The organism is Mycolicibacterium nivoides (assembly GCF_003855255.1).
GTDB classification, from domain to species: domain Bacteria; phylum Actinomycetota; class Actinomycetes; order Mycobacteriales; family Mycobacteriaceae; genus Mycobacterium; species Mycobacterium nivoides.
In genome coordinates this window covers 4301653-4326541 of sequence record NZ_CP034072.1, presented here as the reverse complement: position 1 = coordinate 4326541, position 24889 = coordinate 4301653, and the positions used below count along the sequence as shown (strand labels likewise).

Sequence of the window (24889 nt, the reverse complement as noted above, 5' to 3'; positions counted from 1 at the left end):
GACGTGCACTTCCCCCGATCGGGGGAACGCATATTCATCAGGCTCATCGCCTGATCGCCCGACAGACCTGCGGCCGCCCAGGCCGCATTCTTGTCTCAGTGGCCGAACAAGCCGCCAAGGAAAACGAAAAGCCAACTGAGACAGAAGGATTCACGATCATGACCAAGTTCACCAAGGCCCTGGCACTGCCCATCCTGTCCGCAGGCGTCTTCGGCGCCGTCGCGCTCGGCCTGGCCGGCACGGCCGCCGCGCAGACTCCGCAGGGATCGGGCAACCTCTACAGCCCTGATACCTACGCCACACCGGCCCCCGGCATGAAGCCCGGCTGGCACAACCACCACGGCCCGCAGCGGATCACCAGCATCTACGAGTGATCGAAGTGGTGACTCACACCTGCGAATCGGGGAAGGCGATCACCGACAGGAACCGGATCGGCAGTTCGATCAGGTCGACCGGTCCGTGGGCGCCTTCCCCGTCTATCTGCAGCGAGTCGCCAGGTTGCAGCCGATACACCGAACGGCTGTGGCTGTAGTCCATGACGCCCTCGAGCATGTAGATGAACTCGGTGCCCGGATGCTGGAACAGCGGGTACGTCTGGCTCTTCTCGGTCAGCGTGACGTGCAGGCATTCCAGCCGCTTGTGCTCCCCGCGCAGGGAGCTGAGCAATTGATACTCATGGCCCTGTTTGGTGCCGTTGCGCACGATCTCCGGACCTGTGCCCGCCTTGACGAATGCCGCCGGACGCTCGACGTCGGCCCCGCGGAACAGACTGGTGACCGGAACATCGAGGCCCTTCGCGAGCAGGGCCAGGGTCGACAGGCTGCACGAGGTCTGGGCGTTCTCGATCTTGGACAGCATCGCCTTGGAGATGCCCACCCGGGCGGCCATCTCGGCCACGGTCAGCCCGTGCTGCTGACGCAGTTGACGCACATTGCGCCCGATCGCCGCCTCGAATTCCAGTTCCTCGACCGGTTCGTTCGGATCACGGTCGCGAGCTGTGCCGGTGTTGCGGAGCAGCGGCAGGTCGCTCACGGCACTCCCGTCTATCGCATCTCCCCGGCCCCGACGTACGGGTACCGGCTCTTGAGCAAATTGTCCTCTGCGAACCGGGCCAATCGGAAATCCGTCTCGGGTATCCGGGGGTCGGAGCTGCGGCCCTCTGTCACCAGGTCGGCGACCAGCTTGCCGACCGCCGGCGCGATCTTGAAGCCGTGCCCGCTGAATCCGGCCGCCACCACCAGGCCGTCGATCCCGGTCGCGGAGATGACGGGGTTCCAGTCCGGCGTGACGTCGTAGCAACCGGCGTAGCTGCCGGTGATCGCCGCGTCGGGGAAGCCGGGAAATCGGGTACCGACCTTGTCGACGGTCAGGTCGATGAAGCCGTCGGTGGCCCGGTTCAGGTAGTCGTCCGGGTCGGCAGGCTCGCAGTGCGCCAGGTCGCTGTTGCCGAACAGGATCTCCCCGCCCAGCTCGGGGCGCACGTACTGCAGCGACACCAGGTCGGAGAACACCGGGACCGCTCCGATCGGCACCCCTGGGGAGATGGTGACGATCTGCTCCCGAACCACCCTGATCGGCACGTCGACGCCGTAGGGGGTCAGGAACGGCCGGGTCCACGCGCCGGTGGCCAAGACAACGGTGCCCGCCGAAACCCTTGTGCCGTCGGCCAGCTCGACGCCGGTTGCCCGGTCTCCATCGAGCACCAGTCCGGTCACGTTGGCGCCTTGGCGGATTCGCACTCCGGCGGACCTCGCCGACACCGCGAACGCCTGCGCGGTCTGGTAGGCGTCGCCGTACCCGCCGCGCGCCTCCCAGCCGAAGGCCGCGAACGGTTCCAGATCGGCCCACGGCCACAGCTTGGCCACCTCGGAGGCGTCGATCTCCTCGGTCTGCACCCCGACCTCGCGCTGGGCGGCCAGGCTCTTGCGCAGGTTGTCGACGTTGGGCTCGCCGACGCCGACGACATAGCCGGTCTGCCGGAAACCGATGTCGGTCCCGAAATACTGCTCGGCTTTCTCGAACACCTCGAGGCCGACCGTGGCCATGGCGGCCAGCGAGCTGACCCCGTAGTGGCAGCGCACGATCCCGCTGGATTTCCCGGTCATCCCGGAGCCGACGGTGTTGCGCTCCAGGACAGTCACATCGGTGACGCCGCGTTGGCTCAGGGACCAGGCCGCCGCCGCGCCCTCCAGGCCGCCGCCGACGATGACGACATCCGCTGTTTCGCTCATGCGCCTGGAATCCAGTTCGTGCCGGCCAGCGGAACCCGCGCCATCGCCGCGGCCTCGATGGTCACTGCCACCAGGTCCTCGGGCTCCAGGTGGCAGACATGGGCCTTGCCGCAGGCCCGGGCGATGGTCTGGGCTTCCATGGTCAGCACGCGCAGGTAGTTGGCCAAGCGTCGGCCGCCCTCGACCGGGTCGAACCGGGCGGCCAGCTCAGGGTCCTGGGTGGTGATGCCGGCCGGATCGCGTCCGTCCTGGAAGTCGTCGTAGAAACCGGCTGCGCTGCCGAGCTTCTCGTACTCGGCGGCGTAGCGGGGGTGGTTGTCGCCCAGCGCGATCAGTGCGGCGGTGCCGATCGCGACCGCGTCGGCGCCCAGCGCCAGCGCCTTGGCCACGTCGGCGCCCGAGCGGATGCCGCCGCTCACGATCAACTGAACTTTCCGGTGTACGTCCAGTTCCTGCAGGGCCTGCACCGCCTGCGGCACCGCGGCCAGGGTCGGGATGCCGACGTGCTCGATGAACACCTCCTGGGTGGCGGCCGTGCCGCCCTGCATGCCGTCGACCACCACCACGTCGGCCCCGGCGTGCACGGCCAGCTTCACGTCGTAATAGGTGCGGGTGGCCCCGACCTTGACGTAGATGGGTTTCTCCCAGTCGGTGATCTCCCGCAGCTCGTTGATCTTGATGGTCAGATCGTCCGGGCCGGTCCAGTCCGGGTGACGGCACGCGCTGCGCTGGTCGATGCCCTCGGGCAGCGTGCGCATCTGGGCGACCCGCGGGGAGATCTTCTGTCCCAACAGCATTCCGCCGCCGCCGGGCTTGGCGCCCTGGCCGAGCACCACCTCGATGGCGTCGGCCTTGCGCAGGTCGTCGGGGTTCATCCCGTAGCGCGAGGGCAGGTACTGGTACACCAGGTGCTTGCTCTGCCCGCGCTCCTCGGGCGTCATGCCCCCGTCTCCGGTGGTGGTCGACGTGCCGGCCTCGCTGGCCCCGCGGCCCAGGGCCTCCTTGGCCGGCCCGGACAGCGCGCCGAAGCTCATGCCTGCGATGGTGACCGGGATATCCAGGTGCAGAGGATGTTTGGCGTGCCGGTCACCGAGGATGACATCGGTGCCGCAGCGTTCCCGGTAGCCCTCCAAGGGGTAGCGCGACATCGACGCACCCAGGAACAGCAGGTCGTCAAAATGCGGTAGTCGGCGTTTGGCCCCCCAACCGCGGATGTCGTAGATGCCGGTCTCGGCGGCGCGCTGGATGTCGGCGATCGTGGATCGATCGAAGGTGGCGGATTCGCGCATCAGTACTCACTCGCGTTGTCGACGTGGAAGTGGTAGAGGTTTCGGGCCGAGCCGTAGCGGGTGTAATCGGAGGTGTCGTCGTCGCAGAAACCACTGGCTGTCAACAACTCCGCGAGTTCGGCGCGGTGCTCGGCGCGCATCGGCTTGGCGATGCAGTCCGCACCCAGCGAAGTCACCTCGCCGCGCACATAGATGCGGGCCTCATAGATCGAATCGCCCAGCGCCTCGCCGGCGTCGCCGCGCACCACCAGCCGTCCGGCCTGGGCCATGAACGCGCTCATGTGGCCGATGCTGCCGCCCACCACGATGTCCACGCCCTTCATCGAGATGCCGCAGCGTGCGGCGGCGTCCCCTTCGATGACCAGCAGTCCGCCGTGCGCGGTGGCACCCGCTGACTGCGAGGCGTTTCCGGTGACCCGCACCGTGCCGCTCATCATGTTCTCGGCCACCCCGGTGCCGGCATTGCCGTTGATGGTCACCTCGGCGAACTGGTTCATCCCGGCCGCGTAGTAGCCGACGTGGCCTTCGACCGTCACGCGCACCGGCGCGTTGAGGCCGACGGCCACATTGTGCGCACCGTCGGGGTGCGCGATGACGTAGTCACCCTCCACGCCCGGCTGATGCAGCGCCGCGTTGACCTCACGCAGAGGCGTTGTGCGCAAGTCGTATCCAATCAGCGTGTCCATGCGTAGACCACCTCCGGTTCCGGTTCCCAAATGCGTGCCTGTTCGACCCCGGGTAGCCCGGCCAGGGCGCGGTACTCACTGGCCATCGCCACCCAGTCGGGGGTTTCGGCGATCACCGCGGGCTTGCAGGCGATGGCGTCACGCACCACCGCGAACGAGTCGTGATCGGAGACCAGAAGTGTGTAGAAGCCATCAAAGACTGCGAGGAGGTCTTTCAATGCGGTCGCCACATCGCGGCCGGCGGCCAGCTGTTCGGCCACGAACCGGGCGCCCACCTCGGTGTCGTTCTCGCTGTCGAACGCCACACCGGCCCGGCGCAGCTCGCGGCGGATGGTGGCGTGGTTGGCGAAAGACCCGTTGTGCACCAGGCACTGTCCGGGGCCGACGGTGTACGGATGGCAGCCCGACGGCGTCACCGCGGACTCGGTGGCCATCCGGGTATGCCCGACGCCCTGCCAGCCCTGGGCCTTGGCCAGGCCCCAAGCTTCGGTGAGGGCGCGCGGATGACCGACCCCTTTGAGCACCGCCAGATCAGGGCCGAACCCGGAGATCAAAGCGGTCGGGTAGGCCGCCCGTGCCAGGCTCAGCAGCTCCTCGGAGTCCATGTCGGCCGACAGCAGGTAGGTCGAATCCACCTGCACCACATCCACATCCGGCCCCAGTTCGGGTGTCTCCGCGACATCCGTGATCGAGACGCAGCCCTGCCCGTACGGCGACCACTCCGGGTCTCCGTAGACCGCGATCCCCGCCGAGTCGGCACCGCGATCGGACATCTCGCCCAGCATCGCGGCGAGCAGTTCGCCGAGGCGCGGGTACAGCTCGGGGCTACGCAGGTGCAGCCCGATGATTCCACACACGTTTTCTCCTCTCAGAAAGCCGTCAGGTATTGGTCGATTTCCCACGGCGTGACGGTGCCGTGGTAGGCGAAGAATTCCTCGCGTTTGACGTCGGCGAAGTAGGAGGCGACGCCGTCGCCCGCGACGTCGAGCACGCCCGTGACGATCGGATCGGTCTCCAGGCATTCGATCGCGTGCAGGAGCGTGGGCGGCAGGGCCGCCGGTCCCTGGGCGCCCACGGCTCCCGGGTCGAGGCTGCGTTTGACACCGTCGAGGCCGGCGCCCAGAGCCGCGGCGATCGCGAGATACGGATTGGCCGAGCCGTCGCCGCCGCGCAACTCGACGCGTTGACTGTCCGGCACCCGGATGTAGTGGGTGCGGTCGTTGCCGCCGTAGCTGGGCTTGCGAGGGGCCCACGAGGCGCCCGATGCGGTCGAGGTGGCACCGGTTCGCTTGTAGGAGTTGACGGTTGGCGCGACGACGGACTGCAGCGCGCAGGCGTGGTCGAGGATGCCGCCGATGAACGCGTACGCCGTCTCGGACAGGCCCAGGCCCCGATCGTCGGCGTCGGCCGGGAAGACCGGCGTCCCGGCGCTGGTCAAGGACAGGTGCAGGTGCAGGCCGCTGCCGGTGCGGTCGGAGAACGGCTTGGGCATGAAGGTGGCCACCATGTCCCGTTCGGCGGCGATCATCGACAGCAGGTAGCGCAGGGTGATCACCCGGTCGGCGGTGGTCAGTGCGTCGGAGAACTCGAAGTTCTGCTCGAACTGCCCGTTGCCGTCCTCGTGGTCGTTGGCGTAGTTGGACCAGCCGAGTGAGTTCATCGCGGTGGAGATCGCGGTGAGGTGGTCATACATCCGGGTGACACCGCGGGCGTCGTAACAGGGTTGGGCGGCCGTGTCCGCCGCGTCGGCGGTGGCCAGGGTGCCGTCGGCGCCGCGGCGTAGCAGGAAGTACTCGACCTCGGCGCCTACCCAGGGTTCGAATCCGGCGTCGGCGGCGCGCTGGATCAGACCCCTGAGGATGACCCGCGGCGCGTACGGCCACGGCGCGCCCCCGACGTGGGGGTCGCAGTGCACCAGGGCCAGGCCCTCTTTGATGAACGGTATCGGAGTGAACGAAGCCGGATCGGGGATGGCGATCAGGTCGGGGTCTTTGGGCTCCTGGCCCATGGCGCCGACGGCGTAGCCGGCGAACCCGACGCCCTCGGTGGCCAGTAGCTCGACCGATTCGACGGGAACCAGTTTGGCGCAAGGCTTCCCGCGCAGGTCGACGAACAGCGCGAGGATGAATTTGGTGCCGGATTGTTCGGCGAGGGCGGCGAGATCGGAGGGCATAGCACCAGCACTTTCGTCTCTTGTTATGAATCAGGGTATCACGGTAGGAAACTTCAGCAAGCCGAGGAAACCCCGGTCACCGGCTGCCGTGAGAGCGGTCCACGGCAGCCGGGCCGGGGAATCAGACTGACTGTCAGGCGAATTCGAGCTCGTAGGCCGAATCCCGGTGGAACTTGGTGTCGATCCCCTTCTCCTCCTCATCAGAAGAGATGCGGATACCCATCGTCTTCTTGAGGACGTAGGCGATGGCGAAGGCGACCGCGAACGAGTAGACGGCCACCGCGCCCGCGGCGATCGCCTGCTTCCACAGCTGGTCCAGGCCCCCGCCGTAGAACAGGCCGCTGACCTTGCTGGGCATGGCCTCGGAGGCCAGCAGGCCGATCAGCAGCGTGCCGATCACACCGCCGACCAGGTGGACGCCCACCACGTCGAGGGAATCGTCGTAGCCGAGCTTCTCCTTGAGGCCGACGGCGAGCACGCAGACCGCGCCGGCGATGGCGCCCAGGGCGATGGCGCCGACGGGGGTGACGGCGCCGCAGGCCGGGGTGATGGCGACCAGGCCGGCAATGGCACCCGACGCCGCGCCCACACCGGTGACGTGGCCGGTCTTGAGCTTCTCGACCGCGATCCAGGCCAGGGTGGCGGCACAGGTGGCGACAAACGTGGTGACCATGACGATCGCCGCGGAATTGCCTGCGGCCAGGGCGGATCCGCCGTTGAACGCGTACCAGCCGGCCCACAGCATTCCCGCGCCCAACAGGGTCAGCGGGACGTTGTGCGGTTTGCGCAGCTGGCCGAACAGTGCGGACTTGCCCAGCACGATGGCCAGCGCCAGAGCGGCGGCGCCGGCGTTGATGTGCACCGCGGTGCCACCGGCGAAGTCGACCGCGTGCAGCTTGTTGGCGATCCAGCCACCGACGGAGTCCTCCGAGAACGTCCCGTCAAAGGCGAATACCCAGTGTGCGACCGGGAAGTACACCAGAACGGCCCAGACGCCGGCGAAGATCATCCAGGCGCCGAACTTCATCCGGTCGGCGACCGCGCCGGAGATCAGTGCCACGGTGATGGCCGCGAAAAGCGCTTGGAAAAGGGAGAATAGGCTGACTGGTAGGCCATTGACGGACGTCATCGGCTCGACCAGATTCTTCATGCCTGCGAACTCGGTGATGCTGCCGAGCAGTCCGAGGTCGCCGTAGGACGTCCCGAACGCCATCGAGAAGCCGAACAGCACCCACAGCACGCCCACCAGGGCGACCGCGCCGAACGTCATCATCATCATGTTCGTCGAGCTCTTGACCGAGACCATGCCGCCGTAGAACAGGGCGAGGCCCGGGATCATCAGCGTGAGGCCGATGATGCAACACAGCATGAATGCCGTGGTTCCTGTATCCATCAACATCTCCTGGGGGTGGCGGCCCGGACGGGCCGATCACTGGGAGTTGACGACGTTTCTGTTACGTGGACCGGCTCGTTGTGTTGCGGTGACGTAAACCTCGGCGCCGCACGGCGGTGAGGACCCCGTTACGGAACGTTCATCGACAGAAACGCTCGGGAAATCCGTATACCGCACCGTATACAGCCATGGATACAGCGCACGCCGAACATCATTCGGCGCTTGGTGAGGAGTACGAGAACCAGCCTGTCCCGGCGTCCGCCCGTAAATCGCTGTTCGCGGTGTCGGCGGTGTGGGTCGGATTCCCGATGATCATGACGTCGGCGGTGTTCGCCGGCATCGTCGTCTACAACCTCGGCTTCGTCGCCGGAATGGCGGCGATCCTCGTCGGTGACCTCATCCTGATGGGTTATGTGGGCACGCTGAGCTACCTGGCCGGGCGCTCCGGCAAGAACTTCGCGCTCACCGCGGCGGACACCTTCGGAGCCAAAGGTTTTCGCATCGTGTCGGCATTCCTGTCCGCGCTGGTGATCGGCTGGTTCGCGTTCCAGACCGGCATGGTGGGCTCGACGCTCAACCTGTCCATGGGGTGGAGCGCACCGTGGATCACGCTGCTGGCCGGGGTGCTGTTCGTGGCGCTGACCTTCGTCGGGATCTGGGCGATCTCGTGGATCGGGGTGGTGGCTTCGGTCCTGTTCATCCCGCTCGGTGTGGTCGCCGTGGTGTTGGCGGCGGCCGATGACGGAATCGGCTCGGCCCTGTCCTACGGCGGCGGAGCCGGGGCGAGTGCGTTCAGTTTCGGTGTCGCCGTGACGATGGTCTTCGCGTGCTTCGCCGACTCGGGCACCATGACTGCCGATTTCACGCGGTGGGCCCGCAACGGCAGGGAAGGTGCGCTGGCGGCGTTCGCCGCATTCCCGGTCGCCTACTTCATCGCTCAGCTGGTCGGCGCGCTCGTGGTCGCACTCGGCGCCGCCGCCGCGGCCGACACCGCAGGCGGCGACTTCCTGCATGTCCTGGTCAGCGCCGGGGGAGTCCTGGTGCCGCTGGCGATCGTGTTCGTCTTCGTCAACCTGGGCAGCGTGTGTGCGCACTGCCTGTACAACGGTGCCGTCGGATTCGGCAACATCACCGGAAAGACCATGCGCCAGTTGACGATCGTGCTCGGCATCGTCGGAACCGTCGCCGCGGTGGCCGGGATCTGGTCGTACTTCGCAACCTGGCTGAACATCCTCGGGGTACTGGTGCCCCCGATCGGCATCGTTCTCATCCTCGACCAGCTGGTGTTCTCCGCCAGGCGCACGTCATCGACCGCCGGGCTCTACTGGAAGCCGTTCGCCGCGTGGGCGATCGGGGCCGGGGGAGCGCTGCTGACGCACTACTACGCGCCCCAGCTGTCCGATGCGGTAGTGGCGATGGTCGTCGGCGGCCTGGCCTTCACCGCTCTGGCGTACCTGCCGGTGCGCACCGAGCAACCGGTTCTCGTGGGAGAGACCGCATGACCGTCACCATTGCCGCCAACCCCTATGTGTGGCCCTACGACGGGGATATCCCCACCGGGCGAACGGCGTTGATCAACATCGACTGGCAGGTCGACTTCTGCGGCGAGGGCGGATACGTCGACACCATGGGCTACGACCTGTCCCTGGTGCGTACCCCGCTCGGCCCCGCGCAGGAGGTGCTCGCCGCGGCCCGCGCCGCCGGACTGTTCATCGTCCACACCCGTGAGGGCCACCGGCCCGACCTGTCGGACCTGCCGGCCAACAAGCGCTGGCGCTCGGCCCAGATCGGTGCCGAGATCGGCTCGGCCGGCCCGTGCGGACGGATCCTCACCCAGGGCGAGCCGGGCTGGCAGTTGGTACCCGAGATGGCTGCTCTGCCAGGCGAACCCGTCATCGACAAGCCGGGCAAGGGAAGTTTCTACGCGACGGATCTGGACCTGGTGCTGCGCAGCCGTGGCATCACGCACATCATCTTCACCGGGATCACCACCGACGTCTGCGTGCACACCACCATGCGTGACGCCAACGACCGCGGATACGAATGCCTCGTCGTCTCCGACGCCACCGGCGCCACCGACTATGCCAACCACGTCGCGGCGCTGAACATGATCACCATGCAGGGCGGGGTGTTCGGGGCGCATGCCGCCAGCTCCGATGTGGTGGCCGCGCTCAAGGAACTGCAATGACCACGACTCAAGTGGAGGAACCGGTCTCCCTGCGCGACCGCGTCTACCTCGACCTCGGCAAGTTGCTCATGGTCGGCGAGATCGACCATCGCACCCGGCTGGTCGAGTCCCAGCTGTGCGAGACGCTCAACGTCAGCCGGACCCCGCTGAGAGAGGCGCTGGTCCGGCTGCACGCCGACGGCATGCTCGAACGCAGGCCCGACGGGTACTACCCGGTCGCGCTGGATATCCCGGGCGTCCGCGACCTCTACGAGTTGCGCATCACAATCGAACTGCGCGGCATCACCCGGATCCTGGAAACCGATGAGCTGCACTACGACAAGGACCGGCTCTCGGCATTGCGCGCGGAGTGGCTGGACCTGAAGGCCAGCCCGCCCCCACCGGACGGTGACATGGTGCTGCGCGACGAGTCATTCCACCTCGAGTTGTGTGCGGCATCCGGGAACAAGGCGATGGTGGCCACGCTCGACAACCTCAACCGGCGGATCCGGCTGATCCGGATGTACGACTTCGTCACCGAGGAACGGGTGATCGCCACCATCGGCGAGCACCTCCAGATCGTCGACCTCCTGCTCGATGATCAGCTCGACGCCGGCCGCACCGCCTTGCATGAGCATGTCGGTGCGAGTTTCGACGTGGTGGAGCGGCGTGCACTGCGAGCGCTGAGCGCCCGAGCGCTCGGCCAGTCCGTCACCTCGCTGGAGGCACTCTGGAAGTAGCGGTCGGCTAGTTCCCGTCCGATCCGGGCAGGGCTCGTTCCCGCACATTAGGGGTGCCGAGGCGCCAGGCCAGCCAGGGCAGCGCTGCATCGAATGCCGTACTGGCCGCCTGGAAATCGTGCCCGCCCTTGTAGCCCACCACGGAGCATTCGACGTTGTAACCGCTCAGCAGGGCGCACAACTTGTTGGCGTTGGAGGCATGCTCCTCGGAGAACGTGTCCCACCCGGCGATCGCCTCCTCGGATGGCGGAGTGGTAGTGGGGTCACGGTGGACGGTCGGTGTGCTTTCACCGACGCCGAGCCACGCCGCCATGGTGTCGTACGGGCCGTGCCGGGTGATCACGGTCTTGGGGTCGAATGCTTCCCAGGCCGCCTGGTCGCCACCGAAAAGTCGTGCGATGGTCTGGTCTTTGGTGCCCGCATTGGGGCCGAGGGTGCCGTCCAGCCAGACGAAGGCGCTGAACATCTCGGGATTGCGAACGGCGGTGTTCAGGGCGCACGTCGCACCCGAAGACCACCCGGCCAGTCCCCAGTTCTCTGCTTTCGGGCTGACCCCGAAACGTGAAATCAGGTAGGGCACCAGGTCTTTGGTCAGGTGGGAGGCCGCGTTGCCGCGGGTGCCGTCGACGCATTCGGTGTCATTGCTGAACTTGCCTGCGATGTCGGGGAACACGATGACCGGCGCATTGCCGTGATGCAGTGCGGCGAAGTCGTCGAGCGTCTGCAGGGCACCTGTCGATTGCAGCCAGTCGTTGGGGTGGTTGAACTCGCCGCCCATCAAGATGACCGCGGGGAGTTGCGGCGGCGGGGTGCTGGCGAACCAGGCCGGCGGAAGGTAGACCACCTCGGTCCGGTGCTCGAAACCCGATGCGTCGGCAGGAATGTTGACCCGCACCACCGTGCCGCGCGTCGGTATCTCACCGGACTGCTGAAGCGCGGCGAGCTGGGATTCATCGATCCACTGCTCCGGCTCGGTGTGGGTCAGCCGTAGCCAGGCAGCCCGAACCGTGGGGAAGTAGCCGGTCGCGGTGTTGAGCGCGGCAAGACCGCACACCACCATCAACACCGCGGACAGCACGGATACCAACCGGCGCCACCACGCAGTGCCATGCCAGCCGCCGATGAGAACCGTGACGGCGAATCCGAACATCGCCGTCCAGAAGATCGTGCCGAACGAGATGGCGTCGGCAGACCAGCCCTGTTCCCGGACGAACAGTCGTGCGGCCGCCGCCAGGCCGACGCCGACGAGCACTGCGGCGAGCAGCCAGCGCCTCATCCACTCCCGAGACCGGCCGCGGCCGATCGCGACCACGACGGCGATCAATGCCAGCAGTTGCAGCGTTATCGGGATCAGACCGCCGGTCAGGGACAAGTTCATGTGGGTGGGCCCTCTCCGATCTCCCGTGAAAGCTTGTGCAGCAGCAGGTCTGGCTGGTCGGCCAACTGTCGTAGCGCGGGGCCATATTCGGGATGGGCCAACGCGAAGGCGAACTGTGCGACCAGATAGTCGGCCGGATTGCCGGTGTCATACCAGTGCCCCTGGATCACCTGTCCGTAGACGGCATGGTCCCTGGCATGGGCATTGATCGCGTCGGTCAGGTAGATCTCGCCGGGCTGGGTTTGGGTGTACCAGCGCTTTGTCTGCTCGCGAAGCTCGTCGATGATGCCCGGTGTTACGACATAGCCACCGATCGCGGCGTACTCGGAGCGCGCCTCGTGGGGTTGTGGCTTCTCGACGATTCCCGTGATCCGCAGCAGCCCGCCGTCCAGATCCTCGTCGATGATCGGCACGCCGTACCGGCGGGAGTTCTCAGGAGCCATCGGCATCAACGCCAGCACCGGGGACGATGTCTGTTCGTAGGCCCGGATCAGTTGTTGGGCGCGCGGCACCTCGGCGACGAAGACGTCGTCGGGCCACAGCACCAGGACCGGCTCGTCACCGAACGAGCGCGAGGCATTGAGCACCGGAGTGCCGTTGCCGTACGGACCGTGCTGATGGAGGTAGGTGATGTGGCCACGCGCGGAGAGCTCGCCGACCTCCTCGACCGCGTCGGCGTAAGCGTCCTTGCCGTCCGCGCGAAGCTGATCGACTAGCGTCGTGTTCGGCCGAAAATGCTCCTCTATCAAGTTCTTTCCGCCGGAAACCACGATCGTGATGTCCGTGATCCCAGAATTGACCAGCTCGCGCACCGTGTGTTCGATGACAGGCTTGTCGCCTACCGGCAGCATTTCCTTGGGGATGGCCTTGGTCAGCGGCAGGAGGCGCGAACCGATCCCGGCGGCGGGGATGACGGCTTTGCGGATGGCCTGTCGTGCCATGTGTTCCTCTCCCGGTGCTTCACCAAAACTAGCCGGTGCGCCTGTCAGCCGAGCGGAATTCCCCAGCGCCCACCGAAGGCAATCTGCTCCAGGGGTAACCGCTCGCGGGGCCGGCCGTCGCGTTCGGCGATGGCCTCGTCGACGTGCGCGTAGTCGCCGAGCGTGCCGATGCCGACGACGGCCAACGGCCGCACGCCGTCGGGAATCTCGAACGCTGCCCGGGCACCGTCGACGTCGAAGCCCGCCATCGGATGGACGATCAACCCGCGGGACACCGCCTCGACGGTCAGCTGCGCGATCGCCGCTCCGGCGTCGACCGCCGAGTACAAGGCCGTCCTCTCATCTTCTCCCTGGTCGGCACACACCAGGATCAGCGCGGAGGCCGCATGCGCGTAGCTGTTGCCGCGTTTGAGAAGGCCGGCCAATGTAACGAAGGTCTCATCCCCTCGCCGGCCCACGACAAACCGCACCGGCTGCCGGTGACCCCAACTGGCGGCCCAGCGCGCCGCCTCCAGCAGCGCGGTGACCTGGTCAGCGGTAATGGCGGCATCGGGATCGAACGCCCGGGGGCTCCAGCGGGCCGCGAGATCGGGATGGATCGGCACAGTGGTGGCGGCCAGCCGACCGCTCGGCGTGTCAGGCACGTCAGCCAAGCTACCGGCGGAAAAAATCGCGTGCGCGTCTCCCTTATCCTGTTTGGGACTCATTCCCGAAGCTCGAAGGGTTAGATAGTGGCGCTCGTCGTACAGAAGTACGGCGGATCCTCGGTATCGGATGCCGATCGGATCCGTCGGGTGGCCGAGCGCATCGTCGAGACGAAGAAGGCCGGCAACGACGTCGTCGTCGTGGTCTCGGCGATGGGCGATACCACCGACGACCTGCTTGACCTGGCCCGTCAGGTTTCCCCGGCCCCGCCTGCGCGCGAGATGGACATGCTGCTGACCGCCGGTGAGCGCATCTCCAACGCCCTGGTCGCGATGGCCATCGAGTCCCTGGGTGCACAGGCCCGCTCGTTCACCGGCTCGCAGGCCGGCATCGTCACCACCGGTACCCACGGCAACGCCAAGATCATCGACGTCACCCCTGGTCGCCTGCGCGATGCGCTGGACGAGGGCGTCATCGTGCTGGTCGCCGGGTTCCAGGGCGTCAGCCAGGACAGCAAGGACGTCACCACGATGGGCCGCGGCGGCTCGGACACCACCGCCGTCGCCCTGGCCGCCGCGCTCAAGGCTGACGTCTGCGAGATCTACACCGACGTCGACGGCATCTTCACCGCCGACCCGCGCATCGTGCCCAACGCCCGCCACCTCGACACCGTCTCCTTCGAGGAGATGCTCGAGATGGCCGCGTGCGGCGCCAAGGTGCTGATGCTGCGCTGCGTCGAATACGCCCGCCGTTACAACGTGCCGATTCACGTTCGTTCGTCGTACACGGACAAGCCCGGCACCATCGTCAAAGGATCGATCGAGGACATCCCCATGGAAGACGCCCTTCTGACCGGAGTAGCCCACGACCGCGGGGAGGCCAAGGTCACCGTCGTCGGTCTGCCCGACGTGCCGGGTTACGCCGCCCAGGTGTTCCGCGCGGTCGCCGACGCCGACGTGAACATCGACATGGTGTTGCAGAACATCTCGAAGGTCGAGGACGGCAAGACCGACATCACCTTCACCTGTCCGATGGACAACGGCCCGACGGCCGTGGAGAAGCTGACCGCGCTCAAGGATGAGATCGGGTTCAGCCAGGTGCTCTACGACGACCACATCGGCAAGGTGTCCCTGGTCGGTGCGGGTATGCGCAGCCATCCCGGCGTCACCGCCAAGTTCTGCGAGGCGCTGGCCGAGGTCGGCGTCAACATCGACCTGATCTCCACCTCCGAGATCCGGATCTCGGTTCTGGTCAAGGACACCGAGTTGGACACGGCGGTCCGCGCGCTGCACGAGGCGTTCGACCTCGGCGGCGAAGACGAGGCCGTCGTCTACGGCGGAACGGGGCGCTGAGATGGTCTCGATCGGTGTAGTCGGTGCGACCGGCCAGGTCGGCCAGGTCATGCGCACCCTGCTGGAACAGCGGAACTTCCCGGCCAGCTCGGTCCGGTTCTTCGCCTCGGCGCGGTCCGAAGGCAAGAAGCTGACGTTCCGCGGCCAGGAGATCGAGGTCGAGAACAGCCAGACAGCGGATCCGTCCGGTCTGGACATCGCGTTGTTCTCCGCCGGTGCGACGATGTCACGCGTGCAGGCCCCGCGGTTTGCCGCGGCAGGCGCGGTCGTCGTCGACAACTCGTCGGCCTGGCGCAAGGACCCGGACGTACCTCTCGTCGTCAGTGAGGTCAACTTCAAGCGCGACGGCGGAGTTCGCCCCAAGGGCATCATCGCCAACCCGAACTGCACCACCATGGCCGCCATGCCGGTGCTCAAGCCGCTGCACGAGGAAGCCGGGCTGACCCGCTTGGTCGTGTCGAGCTACCAGGCGGTGTCGGGCAGCGGCCTGGCCGGTGTCGAGGAGCTCGCATCGCAGACGCGCGCGGTGGTCGACGGGGCCGAGCAGCTGGTGCACGACGGCTCGGCCCTGACGTTCCCGGCGCCGGTGAAATACGTTGCGCCCATCGCCTTCAACGTGATCCCGCTGGCCGGCTCACTGGTCGACGACGGCTCCGGTGAGACCGACGAGGACCAGAAGCTGCGCAACGAGAGCCGCAAGATCCTCGGTATCCCGGACCTTCTCGTCTCGGGCACCTGTGTTCGCGTTCCGGTGTTCACCGGGCACTCGCTGTCGATCAATGCCGAGTTCGCCCAGCCGCTTTCGGTTGAGCGGGCGAAGGAACTGCTGGCTGGTGCCGCGGGCGTGAAACTGGTCGACGTGCCGACCCCACTGGCCGCCGCCGGCGTCGACGAGTCCCTCGTCGGCCGGATCCGCCAGGATCCGGGTGTGCCCGACGGACGTGGTCTCGCTCTGTTCGTGTCCGGCGACAACCTGCGAAAAGGTGCCGCGCTGAACACGATTCAAATCGCCGAACTGCTGGCCGCCGAGCTCTGATCCGCGGGTGAACCCGGCCCGCAGGTTCGCCCTTGTCGCGATGCTTGCTGCGGCGGTGTGGCAGGCCCCTTTCGCCCGGGCCAATCCGGGCTTCGGTGATCCGGTGGTGCCTCCACTGGCCCCCGGTCAGGTGTTGCGAATCGGGCCGAGTGCCGGAACCGGTACGCCCACAGCTGATTACGGCATCGGCGCGACGGACCTCTGTGAGTTCATGGAGTTTCCCAGCCGGGTGCTCCAGGTCTGTGGTGACAGCTTCGCGGGGCAGGCCGTGGGCTTCGGCGGCTGGCACTCGCCGGTGGCCCTGCACGTCGATGCCGACTCGATCGAGGACGCGGGCGGTGTGCGCTACCGGGGTGTCACCGGGGTGGACAAGCCCTTGCTGGCCGACCCGACGCCGCCGGGGGGCTCCCAGTTGCCGGCCGGTGTGGTGGCGATCAACCGTGAGAACTACATGATGGTGACCACCACCTACAACCTCAAGCCGTACAGTTCCCGGTTGGTGAAAGCCGATGCGGCCCGGCCGAATTGGCCGACGGTGCCCGGCTCGGTGCGCGACGCCAAGTACCAGGGTGGTGCCCAGTCGCAGATCACGGGCTACTACGACCCGGTCCCGGCACCGGATTCACCGAGTGGGTGGGTCTACATCCTGGCCAACAATTTCGACCGCAGCAGCCCGCCGTTCCTGTACCGGGCGAACCCGAAGACCTTCACCGACCGGGCCGGCTGGCAGGGCTGGTCGTCGTCGGGTGGATGGGGCAAGCCGCCGACGCCGTTGTTCGCCGACCGTACGGGGGAGATGAGCATCCGGCAGATCGACGGCAAGCCGGTGCTGTCGTACTTCAACGCCACCAACGGAAACATGGAGATGCGCGTCGCCTACGACCCCACCGGTCTCGGTACGGCACCCGTGACCACGGTGGTGTTCGCGAGTGCCTGGCCCGACCCGGTCGACTCGTTGCCCCCGCCGGAGGTCAACCAGTTGGCCCAGCCCTACGGCGGCTACATCTCGCCGGGATCGACGCTGGATCAGGTCCGGGTTTTCATCAGCCAGTGGAACACCATGGCCCGCGGTGGCACACCGTACCGCGTGATCCAATACGCGGTGAACCCGATCAAGCCATGGGAGCAATAGTCCCGGGTCTTTCAAAGCTGATTCACAGCCAATTCTTGATCAGCACCTCACCAGCCCTCGCATGCTCGTGTCATGACTGAAACACCTCCCACGTCCGACCCCGCGACGGAGCCGGTAGCCGCGCCAGCAGCACCGCCCGTTACCGCCCCGCCTGCCGAGAACAAGCCGAGTCGTCTGCTGCAGGCGCTCGCCTGGGTGGGTATCGCGGCCGGCACCGTCTTCATCGTCGCCGTGGTCTTCGGCACCGGGTTCTTCCTCGGTGCGCATTCCGGTGGCGGCGACGGCCACCACCGCGGCGGCCACGACCGCGGCGGCATGATGATGTTCCATCGCGGTGGACCGGACGGCGGGCCGGGGCGGATGGGACCCCACGGCATGATGCCGCCGTGGGGTCCCGGTGGTCCCGGCTCATTCGGCCCGGGTGGTCCCGGTTGGGGACCCGGTGGCCCCGGCGGTCCGGGCAGCGGACCGGAACGTCCTGAGACGCCGCCGACACCCGCACAGCCTGCGCGACCATAATCACAGTCCGCTTTTTTGGACTGACTCCAAAGAGCGCGCATACTGGAGCCGTGACCACGGTGCATGACCACGACCCCAAAGCCCTGTTGCGGGCTGCCGGGCTGCGTGTGACCGCACCGCGGGTCGCGGTTCTCCAGGCGCTGGCCGACCATCCGCATTCGACTGCAGACGATGTGGCCGGTCTGGCCCGCGAAAACCTCGGCTCGGTGTCGACCCAGGCGGTTTACGACGTCCTGCGGGCCTGCGTCAATGCGGGCCTGGTCCGTCGTATCGAACCGGCCGGCTCCTCGGCGCGCTACGAGACCCGCGCCGGCGACAACCACCACCACCTGGTCTGCCGGGTGTGCGGTGCGGTTGCCGACGTCGATTGCGCGGTCGGGCAGACCCCGTGCCTGGAGCCCTCTGAACTGGCCGGATTCGCGGTTGACGAAGCCGAGGTCGTGTTCTGGGGAGTCTGCGCGGATTGCCAGACGCCCGCACCCAACTAGACCACTCTGCAGCCCAACGGACGCCCCGGCCACTTCCCCTTGGTGGCCGGGGCGCCTGTCTTTTCACCCAAGCACTGGGTGGGGTCCGGGGAATCGTGAGATTCTCGCTAACCATGACGCGCAATCGGCTCCTGGCCGCGGCACTGATCGCAGTGCCGCTGCTGGCCGCCGGCTGCGGCGCGGGGGCCGAACCCGAGCGCGGCGCGGCCATGGTCTTCGCCGTAGGCGATTGTGTGAGCGTCCCGGCCACCACACCCGCTGCCCCCGAAGTGACCCGCGCCGGCAAGGTGTCCTGCAACGTCGACCCGAGCTACACCGTCGGGGCCATCGCCGACGGTGCCGGGAACTGCCCGAGCTCCGAATACCAGCACCTGCCCGCCGAACTCGCCGATCCGTCGACCGCGCGCCTGTGCCTGGTTCCCAATCTGGTCGCCAATCACTGCTACGAACTCGGCATGCCCGCGGGCATGGTGGAGCTGACCGACTGCACCGCGCGCACTGAACGCGGCCCGGGCGTGATGGTTCAGGTGACCCAACGGCTGGACGTACGGGACGGGTCGGCCTGCCCCGCCGAAACCGGGCACTACGCCTGGCCTTACCCGTCGCCGGCGCGAACCTATTGCACGCGGACGGTTCACTAACTGGCATGATCGAGGCCATGCGTGCCCTGACTGTCGGTTTCGGGCTGGCCGGTCTCGCGCTGGCATTGGCTGCACCTGCTGGTGCGCGTCCCTCGGATCCTGGTGTCGTGTCCTACGCCGTCATGCCCAAAGGCTCGGTGGGCAACATCATCGGTGCGCCGATGACGTGGGAGTCCCAGTTCACCGTCCCGTTCCAGGCCTTCTCGGTGGAGAACCCGGTGTGCAACAACTGGGCCGACATCGGCCTGCCCGAGGTGTTCAACGACCCGGACCTCGCCTCGTTCAACGGCGCCACCACCCAGACGTCGGCCGGTGACGACAACCATTACGTCAAGCAGGCGATCGGGGTGTTCGCGACGCCGGAGGCCGCCGACCGGGCCTTCCACCGGGTGGTGGACCGCACCAACGGCTGCTCGGGCCAGACCACCGCGATGCACCTGGACAACTTCGTGACCCAGGTGTGGACGTTCACCGGCGGCCCGGCGAGCGCCACCGACGCGGATTGGGTGAAGCAGGAGGCCGGCACGGACCGCCGCTGTTTCAACACCACCCGCAAACGGGAAAACGTACTGCTACAAGCCAAGGTGTGCCAGTCCGGCAACGCAGGCCCCGCGGTCAACGTGCTGGCCGGCGCCATGCAGAACACGCTGGGGCAGTAGAACGTGTCGGTCAGATCTGGATGATGGAACAGAACCGAGCCGTTTGAATCCGGTGAGGACCGGGAGGGGTGGTTGCCATGGCAGTACCCGTCAGGGCTGATGCGGCCCGTCTGACTCCCGTCGAGTTCACCAGCGCCGAACACGCCGCGGCCTTCATCGGAGCGCACTGCCTGGATGACGGGCCGGTCGGGCAGGTCGGTCTGGAGATCGAGGCGCACTGTTTCGATCTCGACGATCCGCTGCGGCGCCCGGGCTGGGATGAACTCTCCGAGGCCATCGCCTCGGTGCCCGCGCTGCCCGGTGGCAGCCGCATCACCGTCGAGCCCGGGGGCGCGGTCGAACTGTCCGGGCCGCCGGCCGACGGCCCCTCGGCCGCGATCGCCGCACTACTCGCTGATCGGGCCGTGCTGCGCGCTGAGTTCGAACGCCGCGGTCTGGGGCTGGTGCTGCTGGGCGCCGATCCGGTCCGGCCCACCCAACGGATCAACCCGGGCCCGCGCTATCAGGCCATGGAGCAGTTCTTCGCGGCCAGCGGATCAGCCGAACCCGGCGCAGCCATGATGACGTCGACCGCCTCGGTTCAGGTCAATCTCGACGCCGGCCCGCGGGACGGCTGGGCGCAGCGGGTACGGCTGGCCCACGCGCTCGGCCCGACGATGATCGCCATCACCGCGAATTCGCCGATGCTCGGCGGACAGTTCACCGGCTGGCAGTCCTCACGGCAGCGGGTGTGGGGGCAGCTGGATTCCGCGCGCTGCGGCCCGATCCTGGGCGCCGACGGCGATGATCCGGCCAGTGACTGGGCGCGCTATGCGCTGCGGGCGCCGGTGATGCTGGTCAACACCCCGGATGCTGTTCCGGTGACCAACTGGGTCCCGTTCGCCGACTGGGCCGACGGACGCGCGGTACTCGGCGGACGCCGCCCCACCGAAGCCGATCTCGAGTACCACCTGACCACACTGTTCCCGCCGGTGCGGCCGCGGCGCTGGCTGGAGATCCGCTATCTCGACAGCGTTCCGGACGCCCTGTGGCCTGCCGTGGTGTTTATGACGACGACTCTCCTGGATGATCCGGGGGCCGCCGCCATCGCCACCGAGGCGACCGCGCCGGTGGCCACCGCTTGGGACCGGGCCGCCCGGATCGGGCTGGCCGATCGTCGCCTGCAGGAAGCGGCCGTCGCATGCGTCTCGGCCGTGGCGGAGCGGGCCCCGGCGGAGTTGACGGAATCGATGGCGCAGTTGACGCGTTCGGTCCAGGAGGGACGCTGCCCGGCCGACGATTTCGCCGACCAGGTGGTGACTCACGGAATCGCTTCTGCGATGAGCCAACTGGTGAAGGGCGAGCTTTGACCACACGCGAGACGCTGGCACAGCAGCTCACCAGGGCGCGGGAACGCACCCTGCGTCTGGTCGACTTCGACGATGCCGAACTGCATCGCCAGTACAGCCCGTTGATGAGCCCGCTGGTCTGGGATCTCGCCCACATCGGCCAGCAGGAGGAGCTGTGGCTGCTGCGCGGCGGCAATCCGGACCGCCCGGGCATGCTTTCCCCGGACGTGGACCGGCTCTACGACGCCTTCGTGCACTCACGGGCCAGCCGCGTCGACCTTCCTCTGCTGCCGCCCACCGATGCGCGCGCGTACTGCGCGACGGTGCGGTCCCGCGCCCTCGATGCCCTCGACTCGCTTGACGCCGACGACTCCGGGTTCAACTTCGGGTTGGTGATCAGCCACGAGAATCAGCACGACGAGACCATGCTGCAGGCTCTGAACCTGCGGGCCGGTCCGCCGTTGTTCGACGCAGGCAGCGCACTGCCGGCCGGTCGTGCCGGAGTGGCAGGCACTTCCGTGCTGATCCCGGGTGGCCCGTTCGTGCTCGGGGTCGACGAACTCACCGAACCGCACTCACTGGACAACGAGCGTCCGCCGCATACCGTCGAGCTGCCTCCTTTCGCTATCGGACGGGTGCCGGTCACCAATGCCGAGTGGCGCGAGTTCATCGACGACGGCGGCTATCACCAGCAGCGTTGGTGGTCCGAGCCCGGTTGGGCGCATCGTCAGGAGGCGGGGCTGACGGCACCCGAGTTCTGGGGGCACGACGGCACCCGCACCCGGTTCGGCCATATCGAGACGATCCCGGCCGACGAACCGGTCCAGCACGTCACGTTCTTCGAGGCCGAGGCGTATGCCGCCTGGGCCGGAGCCCGGCTGCCCACCGAAATCGAATGGGAGAAGGCCTGCGCCTGGGACCCGGTGGCCGGGAGCCGACGCCGATACCCCTGGGGCACATCCGAACCGACCGAGGCGCTGGCCAACCTCGGTGGCGACGCGCGCCGGCCCGCCCCGGTAGGGGCGTATCCGGCCGGTGCATCGGCCTACGGCGTCGAGCAGATGCTGGGTGACGTCTGGGAATGGACCACGTCCCCGCTGCGGCCGTGGCCCGGCTTCACGCCCATGGTGTACGACCGCTACACCGAGCCCTTCTTCGACGGCGACTACCGGATCCTGCGCGGCGGATCGTGGGCCGTGTCCGCCGACATCCTGCGGCCGAGCTTCCGCAACTGGGACCATCCGATCCGGCGCCAGATCTTCTCCGGCGTGCGGCTGGCCTGGGACGTCTGATGTGCCGGCATATCGGATGGCTGGGTGCACCGCGATCGGTGGCCTCACTGGTGCTGGACCCGCCGCAGGGCCTGTTGGTTCAGTCGTATGCGCCGCGTCGCCAGAAGCACGGGCTGATGAATGCCGATGGTTGGGGTGCAGGGTTTTTCGATGAGGGCGTGCCCCGGCGGTGGCGCAGCGACAAGCCGCTGTGGGGCGACGCCTCGTTCGCGTCGGTCGCGCCGGCGTTGAGCAGCGGCTGCGTGGTCGCGGCTGTGCGCTCGGCGACCATCGGCATGCCGATCGAACCCTCGGCCTCGGCGCCTTTCACCGACGGTCAGTGGCTGCTGTCGCACAACGGGGTGGTCGACCGGGCGGTGCTGCCGTTGACCGGAGCAGCCGAATCCGTCGTGGACAGTGCGGTGCTGGCCGCGCTGATCTTCCAGCGGGGTCTGGACGCGCTGGGGCAGACGATTGCCGAAGTCGGCGCGCTGGATCCGAATGCCCGGCTGAACATCCTGGCTGCCAACGGTTCTCGTATGGTCGCCACCACCTGGGGCGACACCTTGTCGATGCTGCGGCTGCCGGATGGCGTCGTGCTCGCCAGTGAACCCTACGACGACGATCCCGGCTGGTCCGACATCCCGGACCGCCATCTGGTGCACGTCTCTGACTCGCATGTCGAGCTCACCCCACTGAAAGGTTCGGTATGACGCTCACCCTGTCCAACTATCTGGCGGCCGACTCCGCTGCCACCGCGCTTCGTCGCGATGTGCGCGAAGGGCTGACCCAGTCGCCGAAGATGCTGCCGCCCAAGTGGTTCTACGATTCGGTTGGCAGCGATCTGTTCGACCAGATCACCCGGCTGCCCGAGTACTACCCGACGCGCACCGAGGCCCAGATCCTGCGGGACCGCTCGCCGGAGATCACCGAGGCCGCCGGTGCCGACACCCTCGTCGAGCTGGGTAGCGGCACTTCCGAGAAGACCAGGATGCTGCTGGACGCGATGCGCGACGGCGGGCAGTTGCGCCGGTTCATCCCGTTCGACGTCGACGCCAGTGTGCTGCGGGCTGCCGGAGATGCCATCGGCCAGGAGTATCCCGGCATCGAAATCGACGCGGTATGTGGTGATTTCGAAGAACACCTGGGCAAGATCCCGTCGGTGGGGCGCCGCCTGGTCGCGTTCCTCGGTTCGACGATCGGCAATCTGACACCCGGTCCGCGAGCGGATTTCCTGACGTCCCTGGCCGAGACCCTGCAGCCCGGCGACAGCGTGCTGCTGGGCACCGACCTGGTCAAGGACACCGACCGGTTGGTCCGCGCGTACGACGACAGTGCCGGCGTCACCGCGGCGTTCAACCGCAATGTGCTGTCGGTGGTGAACCGTGAGCTCGACGCCGATTTCGACCTCGACGCCTTCGAGCATGTGGCGAAATGGAATGCCGACGAGGAGCGGATCGAGATGTGGCTGAAGGCGGACGCGCCGCAGCAGGTCAGGATCGCCGATCTGGGGCTCGACGTTGCCTTCGGTGCCGGTGAGGAGATGCTGACCGAGGTGTCCTGCAAGTTCCGGGCCGACGGGGTGGCCGACGAACTGGCGAAAGCCGGTCTCCGGCAGACCCATTGGTGGACTGACGAAGCCGGTGACTTCGGCCTGTCGCTGGCGGTGAAATGAGCCTCGCGCAGCAGTGGGCTGACGCCCGCCCCAAAGTCGCCGGGCTGCACCTCGACAGCGGCGCCTGCTCACGGCAGAGCCTCGCCGTGATCGATGCCGTCGCCGCACATGCCCGGCATGAGGCCGAAGTCGGCGGTTACGTGGCCGCGGAGGCGGCAGCGCCTGTGCTCGCGGCGGGCCGGGCCGCGGTCGCGGCACTGACCGGACTCGATGCCGCCGAAGTGGTCTACACGTCGGGCTCCAACCACTCGTTGGACCTGCTGCTCGGCAGCTGGGCGGGGGAGCGCACGCTGGCCTGCCTGCCCGGCGAGTTCGGACCGAACCTGGCGGTCATGGCCGCCAATGGTTTTCAGGTGCGCGCTCTACCCGTTGACGGGGAAGGCCGGGTCGTGATCGACGAGGCGGCCCGCGTGCTGGCCTCCGACCCGCCGGCACTGGTGCATTTCACGGCGCTGGCCAGCCACCGCGGGGTGGCCCAGCCCTTGGCCGAGATGGTCGCGGTGTGCCGCGAGGCCGGGGTCCCGATCGTGGTGGACGCCGCGCAGGCATTCGGGCATCTGGATTGCAACGTCGGCGCCGACGCGATCTACTCGTCGTCGCGCAAATGGCTGGCCGGGCCGCGTGGGGTCGGTTTCCTGGCCGTGCGGGCGGAACTTGTTGGGCGGCTGCAACGTCGGCTGCCGCCGGCGTCGTGGGACGTGCCGGTGACGGTGTTGCAGAGCTTCGAGCACGGTGAGCACAATGCCGCGACCCGCGTCGGATACTCCGTTGCTCTCGGTGAACACCTGGCTGCCGGACCGGATAGCGTTCGGGGTCGGCTTGCCGAGGTGGGCGGCGTGGCCCGGGAGGTCTTGGCCGGGGTGCCCGGCTGGCGGGTGGTAGAGGCCGTCGGTGAACCCACCGCGATCACCACGCTCGAACCGACCGATGGCGCCGATCCGGTTGCGGTGCGGGCCTGGCTGATCGCCGAGCGCGGAATCGTCACCACCGCATGCGAACTCGCGCGGGCTCCGTTCGAGATGGCCAAGCCGGTGCTGCGGGTTTCACCGCATGTCGACACGACTGCCGAAGACCTGGAACAGTTCGCCTCGGTGTTGCACGACGTGCCGTAGCCGGGCCAAGCTCCTACGTTTTCGACCAATTGT

At 67.6% G+C, this 24889-nt stretch carries 26 protein-coding genes; 16 read left to right on the top strand and 10 right to left on the bottom strand.

The annotated features are described in order from the left end of the window. Positions 1 to 158 precede the first annotated feature (158 nt). Positions 159 to 374, top strand: a complete 216-nt coding sequence (locus tag EH231_RS21005; protein WP_064878783.1) for a hypothetical protein — start codon at positions 159 to 161, stop codon at positions 372 to 374. A gap of 13 nt (positions 375 to 387) precedes the next feature. Here EH231_RS21005 and EH231_RS21000 read toward each other — a convergent pair whose 3' ends face one another. From EH231_RS21000 to EH231_RS20970, 7 genes are all read right to left on the bottom strand, one after another. Next, positions 388 to 1032 carry a type II toxin-antitoxin system RelB family anti-toxin gene (locus tag EH231_RS21000; protein ID WP_090430127.1) on the bottom strand — a complete coding sequence of 215 codons (645 nt, stop codon included), beginning with the start codon at positions 1030 to 1032 and terminating at the stop codon, positions 388 to 390. 11 nt (positions 1033 to 1043) lie between these two features. Then, entirely contained in the window at positions 1044 to 2231 is a 1188-nt protein-coding gene (locus tag EH231_RS20995; protein WP_124713247.1) for an NAD(P)/FAD-dependent oxidoreductase, read from the bottom strand. Next, a complete protein-coding gene (locus EH231_RS20990) occupies positions 2228 to 3520 on the bottom strand; it encodes an FMN-binding glutamate synthase family protein (RefSeq protein ID WP_090430133.1) in 1293 nt (430 codons plus the stop codon). The genes EH231_RS20995 and EH231_RS20990 overlap by 4 nt, the downstream gene beginning before the upstream one ends. Continuing rightward, positions 3520 to 4206 (bottom strand): GltB/FmdC/FwdC-like GXGXG domain-containing protein, encoded by a 687-nt coding sequence (locus EH231_RS20985; protein WP_124713246.1) that lies wholly within the window; start codon positions 4204 to 4206, stop codon positions 3520 to 3522. The genes EH231_RS20990 and EH231_RS20985 overlap by 1 nt, the downstream gene beginning before the upstream one ends. Next, entirely contained in the window at positions 4194 to 5063 is an 870-nt protein-coding gene (locus tag EH231_RS20980) for a class II glutamine amidotransferase domain-containing protein (RefSeq protein ID WP_090430138.1), read from the bottom strand. Before EH231_RS20980 ends, EH231_RS20985 begins: the two co-directional genes overlap by 13 nt. 11 nt (positions 5064 to 5074) lie before the next feature. Further along, positions 5075 to 6379, bottom strand: a complete 1305-nt coding sequence (gene glnT / locus EH231_RS20975) for a type III glutamate--ammonia ligase (protein ID WP_124713245.1) — start codon at positions 6377 to 6379, stop codon at positions 5075 to 5077. A gap of 133 nt (positions 6380 to 6512) precedes the next feature. Beyond that, positions 6513 to 7772, bottom strand: a complete 1260-nt coding sequence (locus EH231_RS20970) for an ammonium transporter (protein ID WP_090430817.1) — start codon at positions 7770 to 7772, stop codon at positions 6513 to 6515. Positions 7773 to 7960: 188 nt separating this feature from the next. Here EH231_RS20970 and EH231_RS20965 point away from each other — a divergent pair, with 188 nt between their 5' ends. The 3 genes from EH231_RS20965 to EH231_RS20955 are packed head-to-tail and all read left to right on the top strand — an operon-like array spanning position 7961 to position 10679. Continuing rightward, positions 7961 to 9274 carry a cytosine permease gene (locus EH231_RS20965; protein WP_124713244.1) on the top strand — a complete coding sequence of 438 codons (1314 nt, stop codon included), beginning with the start codon at positions 7961 to 7963 and terminating at the stop codon, positions 9272 to 9274. Further along, the gene (biuH, locus tag EH231_RS20960; protein WP_124713243.1) at positions 9271 to 9960 is read left to right on the top strand and encodes a biuret amidohydrolase; all 690 of its coding nucleotides are present in this window, start codon (positions 9271 to 9273) and stop codon (positions 9958 to 9960) included. The genes EH231_RS20965 and biuH overlap by 4 nt, the downstream gene beginning before the upstream one ends. After that, complete coding sequence (locus EH231_RS20955) at positions 9957 to 10679, top strand: GntR family transcriptional regulator (RefSeq protein WP_124713242.1); 723 nt, start codon at positions 9957 to 9959, stop codon at positions 10677 to 10679. Before biuH ends, EH231_RS20955 begins: the two co-directional genes overlap by 4 nt. Positions 10680 to 10686: 7 nt before the next feature. On the opposite strand, the gene EH231_RS20950 is transcribed toward EH231_RS20955, so the two are convergent. Genes EH231_RS20950 through EH231_RS20940 form a run of 3 tightly spaced genes read right to left on the bottom strand, consistent with a single transcriptional unit; the run spans position 10687 to position 13642 of the window. Continuing rightward, complete coding sequence (locus tag EH231_RS20950; RefSeq protein WP_124713241.1) at positions 10687 to 12057, bottom strand: alpha/beta hydrolase; 1371 nt, start codon at positions 12055 to 12057, stop codon at positions 10687 to 10689. Beyond that, positions 12054 to 12998: a UTP--glucose-1-phosphate uridylyltransferase gene (locus tag EH231_RS20945; RefSeq protein ID WP_090430149.1), complete on the bottom strand. Its 945-nt coding sequence runs from the start codon at positions 12996 to 12998 to the stop codon at positions 12054 to 12056. Before EH231_RS20945 ends, EH231_RS20950 begins: the two co-directional genes overlap by 4 nt. A 44-nt stretch (positions 12999 to 13042) precedes the next feature. After that, a complete protein-coding gene (locus tag EH231_RS20940; protein ID WP_124713240.1) occupies positions 13043 to 13642 on the bottom strand; it encodes a nitroreductase family protein in 600 nt (199 codons plus the stop codon). A gap of 87 nt (positions 13643 to 13729) precedes the next feature. Between EH231_RS20940 and EH231_RS20935 the strand changes: the two genes are divergently transcribed. From EH231_RS20935 to egtE, 12 genes are all read left to right on the top strand, one after another. Then, positions 13730 to 14995 carry an aspartate kinase gene (locus EH231_RS20935; RefSeq protein WP_044521271.1) on the top strand — a complete coding sequence of 422 codons (1266 nt, stop codon included), beginning with the start codon at positions 13730 to 13732 and terminating at the stop codon, positions 14993 to 14995. A gap of 1 nt (position 14996) precedes the next feature. Next, positions 14997 to 16031 (top strand): aspartate-semialdehyde dehydrogenase, encoded by a 1035-nt coding sequence (locus EH231_RS20930; RefSeq protein WP_124713239.1) that lies wholly within the window; start codon positions 14997 to 14999, stop codon positions 16029 to 16031. 40 nt (positions 16032 to 16071) lie between these two features. Beyond that, positions 16072 to 17163, top strand: coding sequence for a DUF4185 domain-containing protein (locus EH231_RS20925; protein WP_205266123.1), 1092 nt, complete (start codon positions 16072 to 16074; stop codon positions 17161 to 17163). Positions 17164 to 17235: 72 nt separating this feature from the next. Then, on the top strand, positions 17236 to 17682 hold the full coding sequence (locus EH231_RS20920) for a hypothetical protein (RefSeq protein ID WP_124713237.1): 447 nt from the start codon (positions 17236 to 17238) through the stop codon (positions 17680 to 17682). Between the two features lie 50 nt (positions 17683 to 17732). Then, complete coding sequence (locus tag EH231_RS20915; RefSeq protein WP_124713236.1) at positions 17733 to 18170, top strand: Fur family transcriptional regulator; 438 nt, start codon at positions 17733 to 17735, stop codon at positions 18168 to 18170. Positions 18171 to 18283: 113 nt separating this feature from the next. Next, positions 18284 to 18811, top strand: a complete 528-nt coding sequence (locus EH231_RS20910) for a hypothetical protein (protein WP_124713235.1) — start codon at positions 18284 to 18286, stop codon at positions 18809 to 18811. Between the two features lie 17 nt (positions 18812 to 18828). Beyond that, positions 18829 to 19470 carry a sensor domain-containing protein gene (locus EH231_RS20905; protein WP_044522055.1) on the top strand — a complete coding sequence of 214 codons (642 nt, stop codon included), beginning with the start codon at positions 18829 to 18831 and terminating at the stop codon, positions 19468 to 19470. Positions 19471 to 19547: 77 nt separating this feature from the next. Further along, positions 19548 to 20819 carry an ergothioneine biosynthesis glutamate--cysteine ligase EgtA gene (gene egtA, locus EH231_RS20900; RefSeq protein ID WP_124713234.1) on the top strand — a complete coding sequence of 424 codons (1272 nt, stop codon included), beginning with the start codon at positions 19548 to 19550 and terminating at the stop codon, positions 20817 to 20819. Continuing rightward, positions 20816 to 22090 (top strand): ergothioneine biosynthesis protein EgtB, encoded by a 1275-nt coding sequence (gene egtB / locus EH231_RS20895; protein WP_124713233.1) that lies wholly within the window; start codon positions 20816 to 20818, stop codon positions 22088 to 22090. Before egtA ends, egtB begins: the two co-directional genes overlap by 4 nt. Beyond that, positions 22090 to 22782: an ergothioneine biosynthesis protein EgtC gene (egtC, locus tag EH231_RS20890; protein ID WP_090430170.1), complete on the top strand. Its 693-nt coding sequence runs from the start codon at positions 22090 to 22092 to the stop codon at positions 22780 to 22782. Before egtB ends, egtC begins: the two co-directional genes overlap by 1 nt. Then, the gene (gene egtD / locus EH231_RS20885) at positions 22779 to 23744 is read left to right on the top strand and encodes an L-histidine N(alpha)-methyltransferase (RefSeq protein WP_124713232.1); all 966 of its coding nucleotides are present in this window, start codon (positions 22779 to 22781) and stop codon (positions 23742 to 23744) included. The genes egtC and egtD overlap by 4 nt, the downstream gene beginning before the upstream one ends. Further along, on the top strand, positions 23741 to 24856 hold the full coding sequence (gene egtE / locus EH231_RS20880; RefSeq protein ID WP_090430174.1) for an ergothioneine biosynthesis PLP-dependent enzyme EgtE: 1116 nt from the start codon (positions 23741 to 23743) through the stop codon (positions 24854 to 24856). Before egtD ends, egtE begins: the two co-directional genes overlap by 4 nt. The last annotated feature ends 33 nt before the right edge of the window (positions 24857 to 24889 follow it).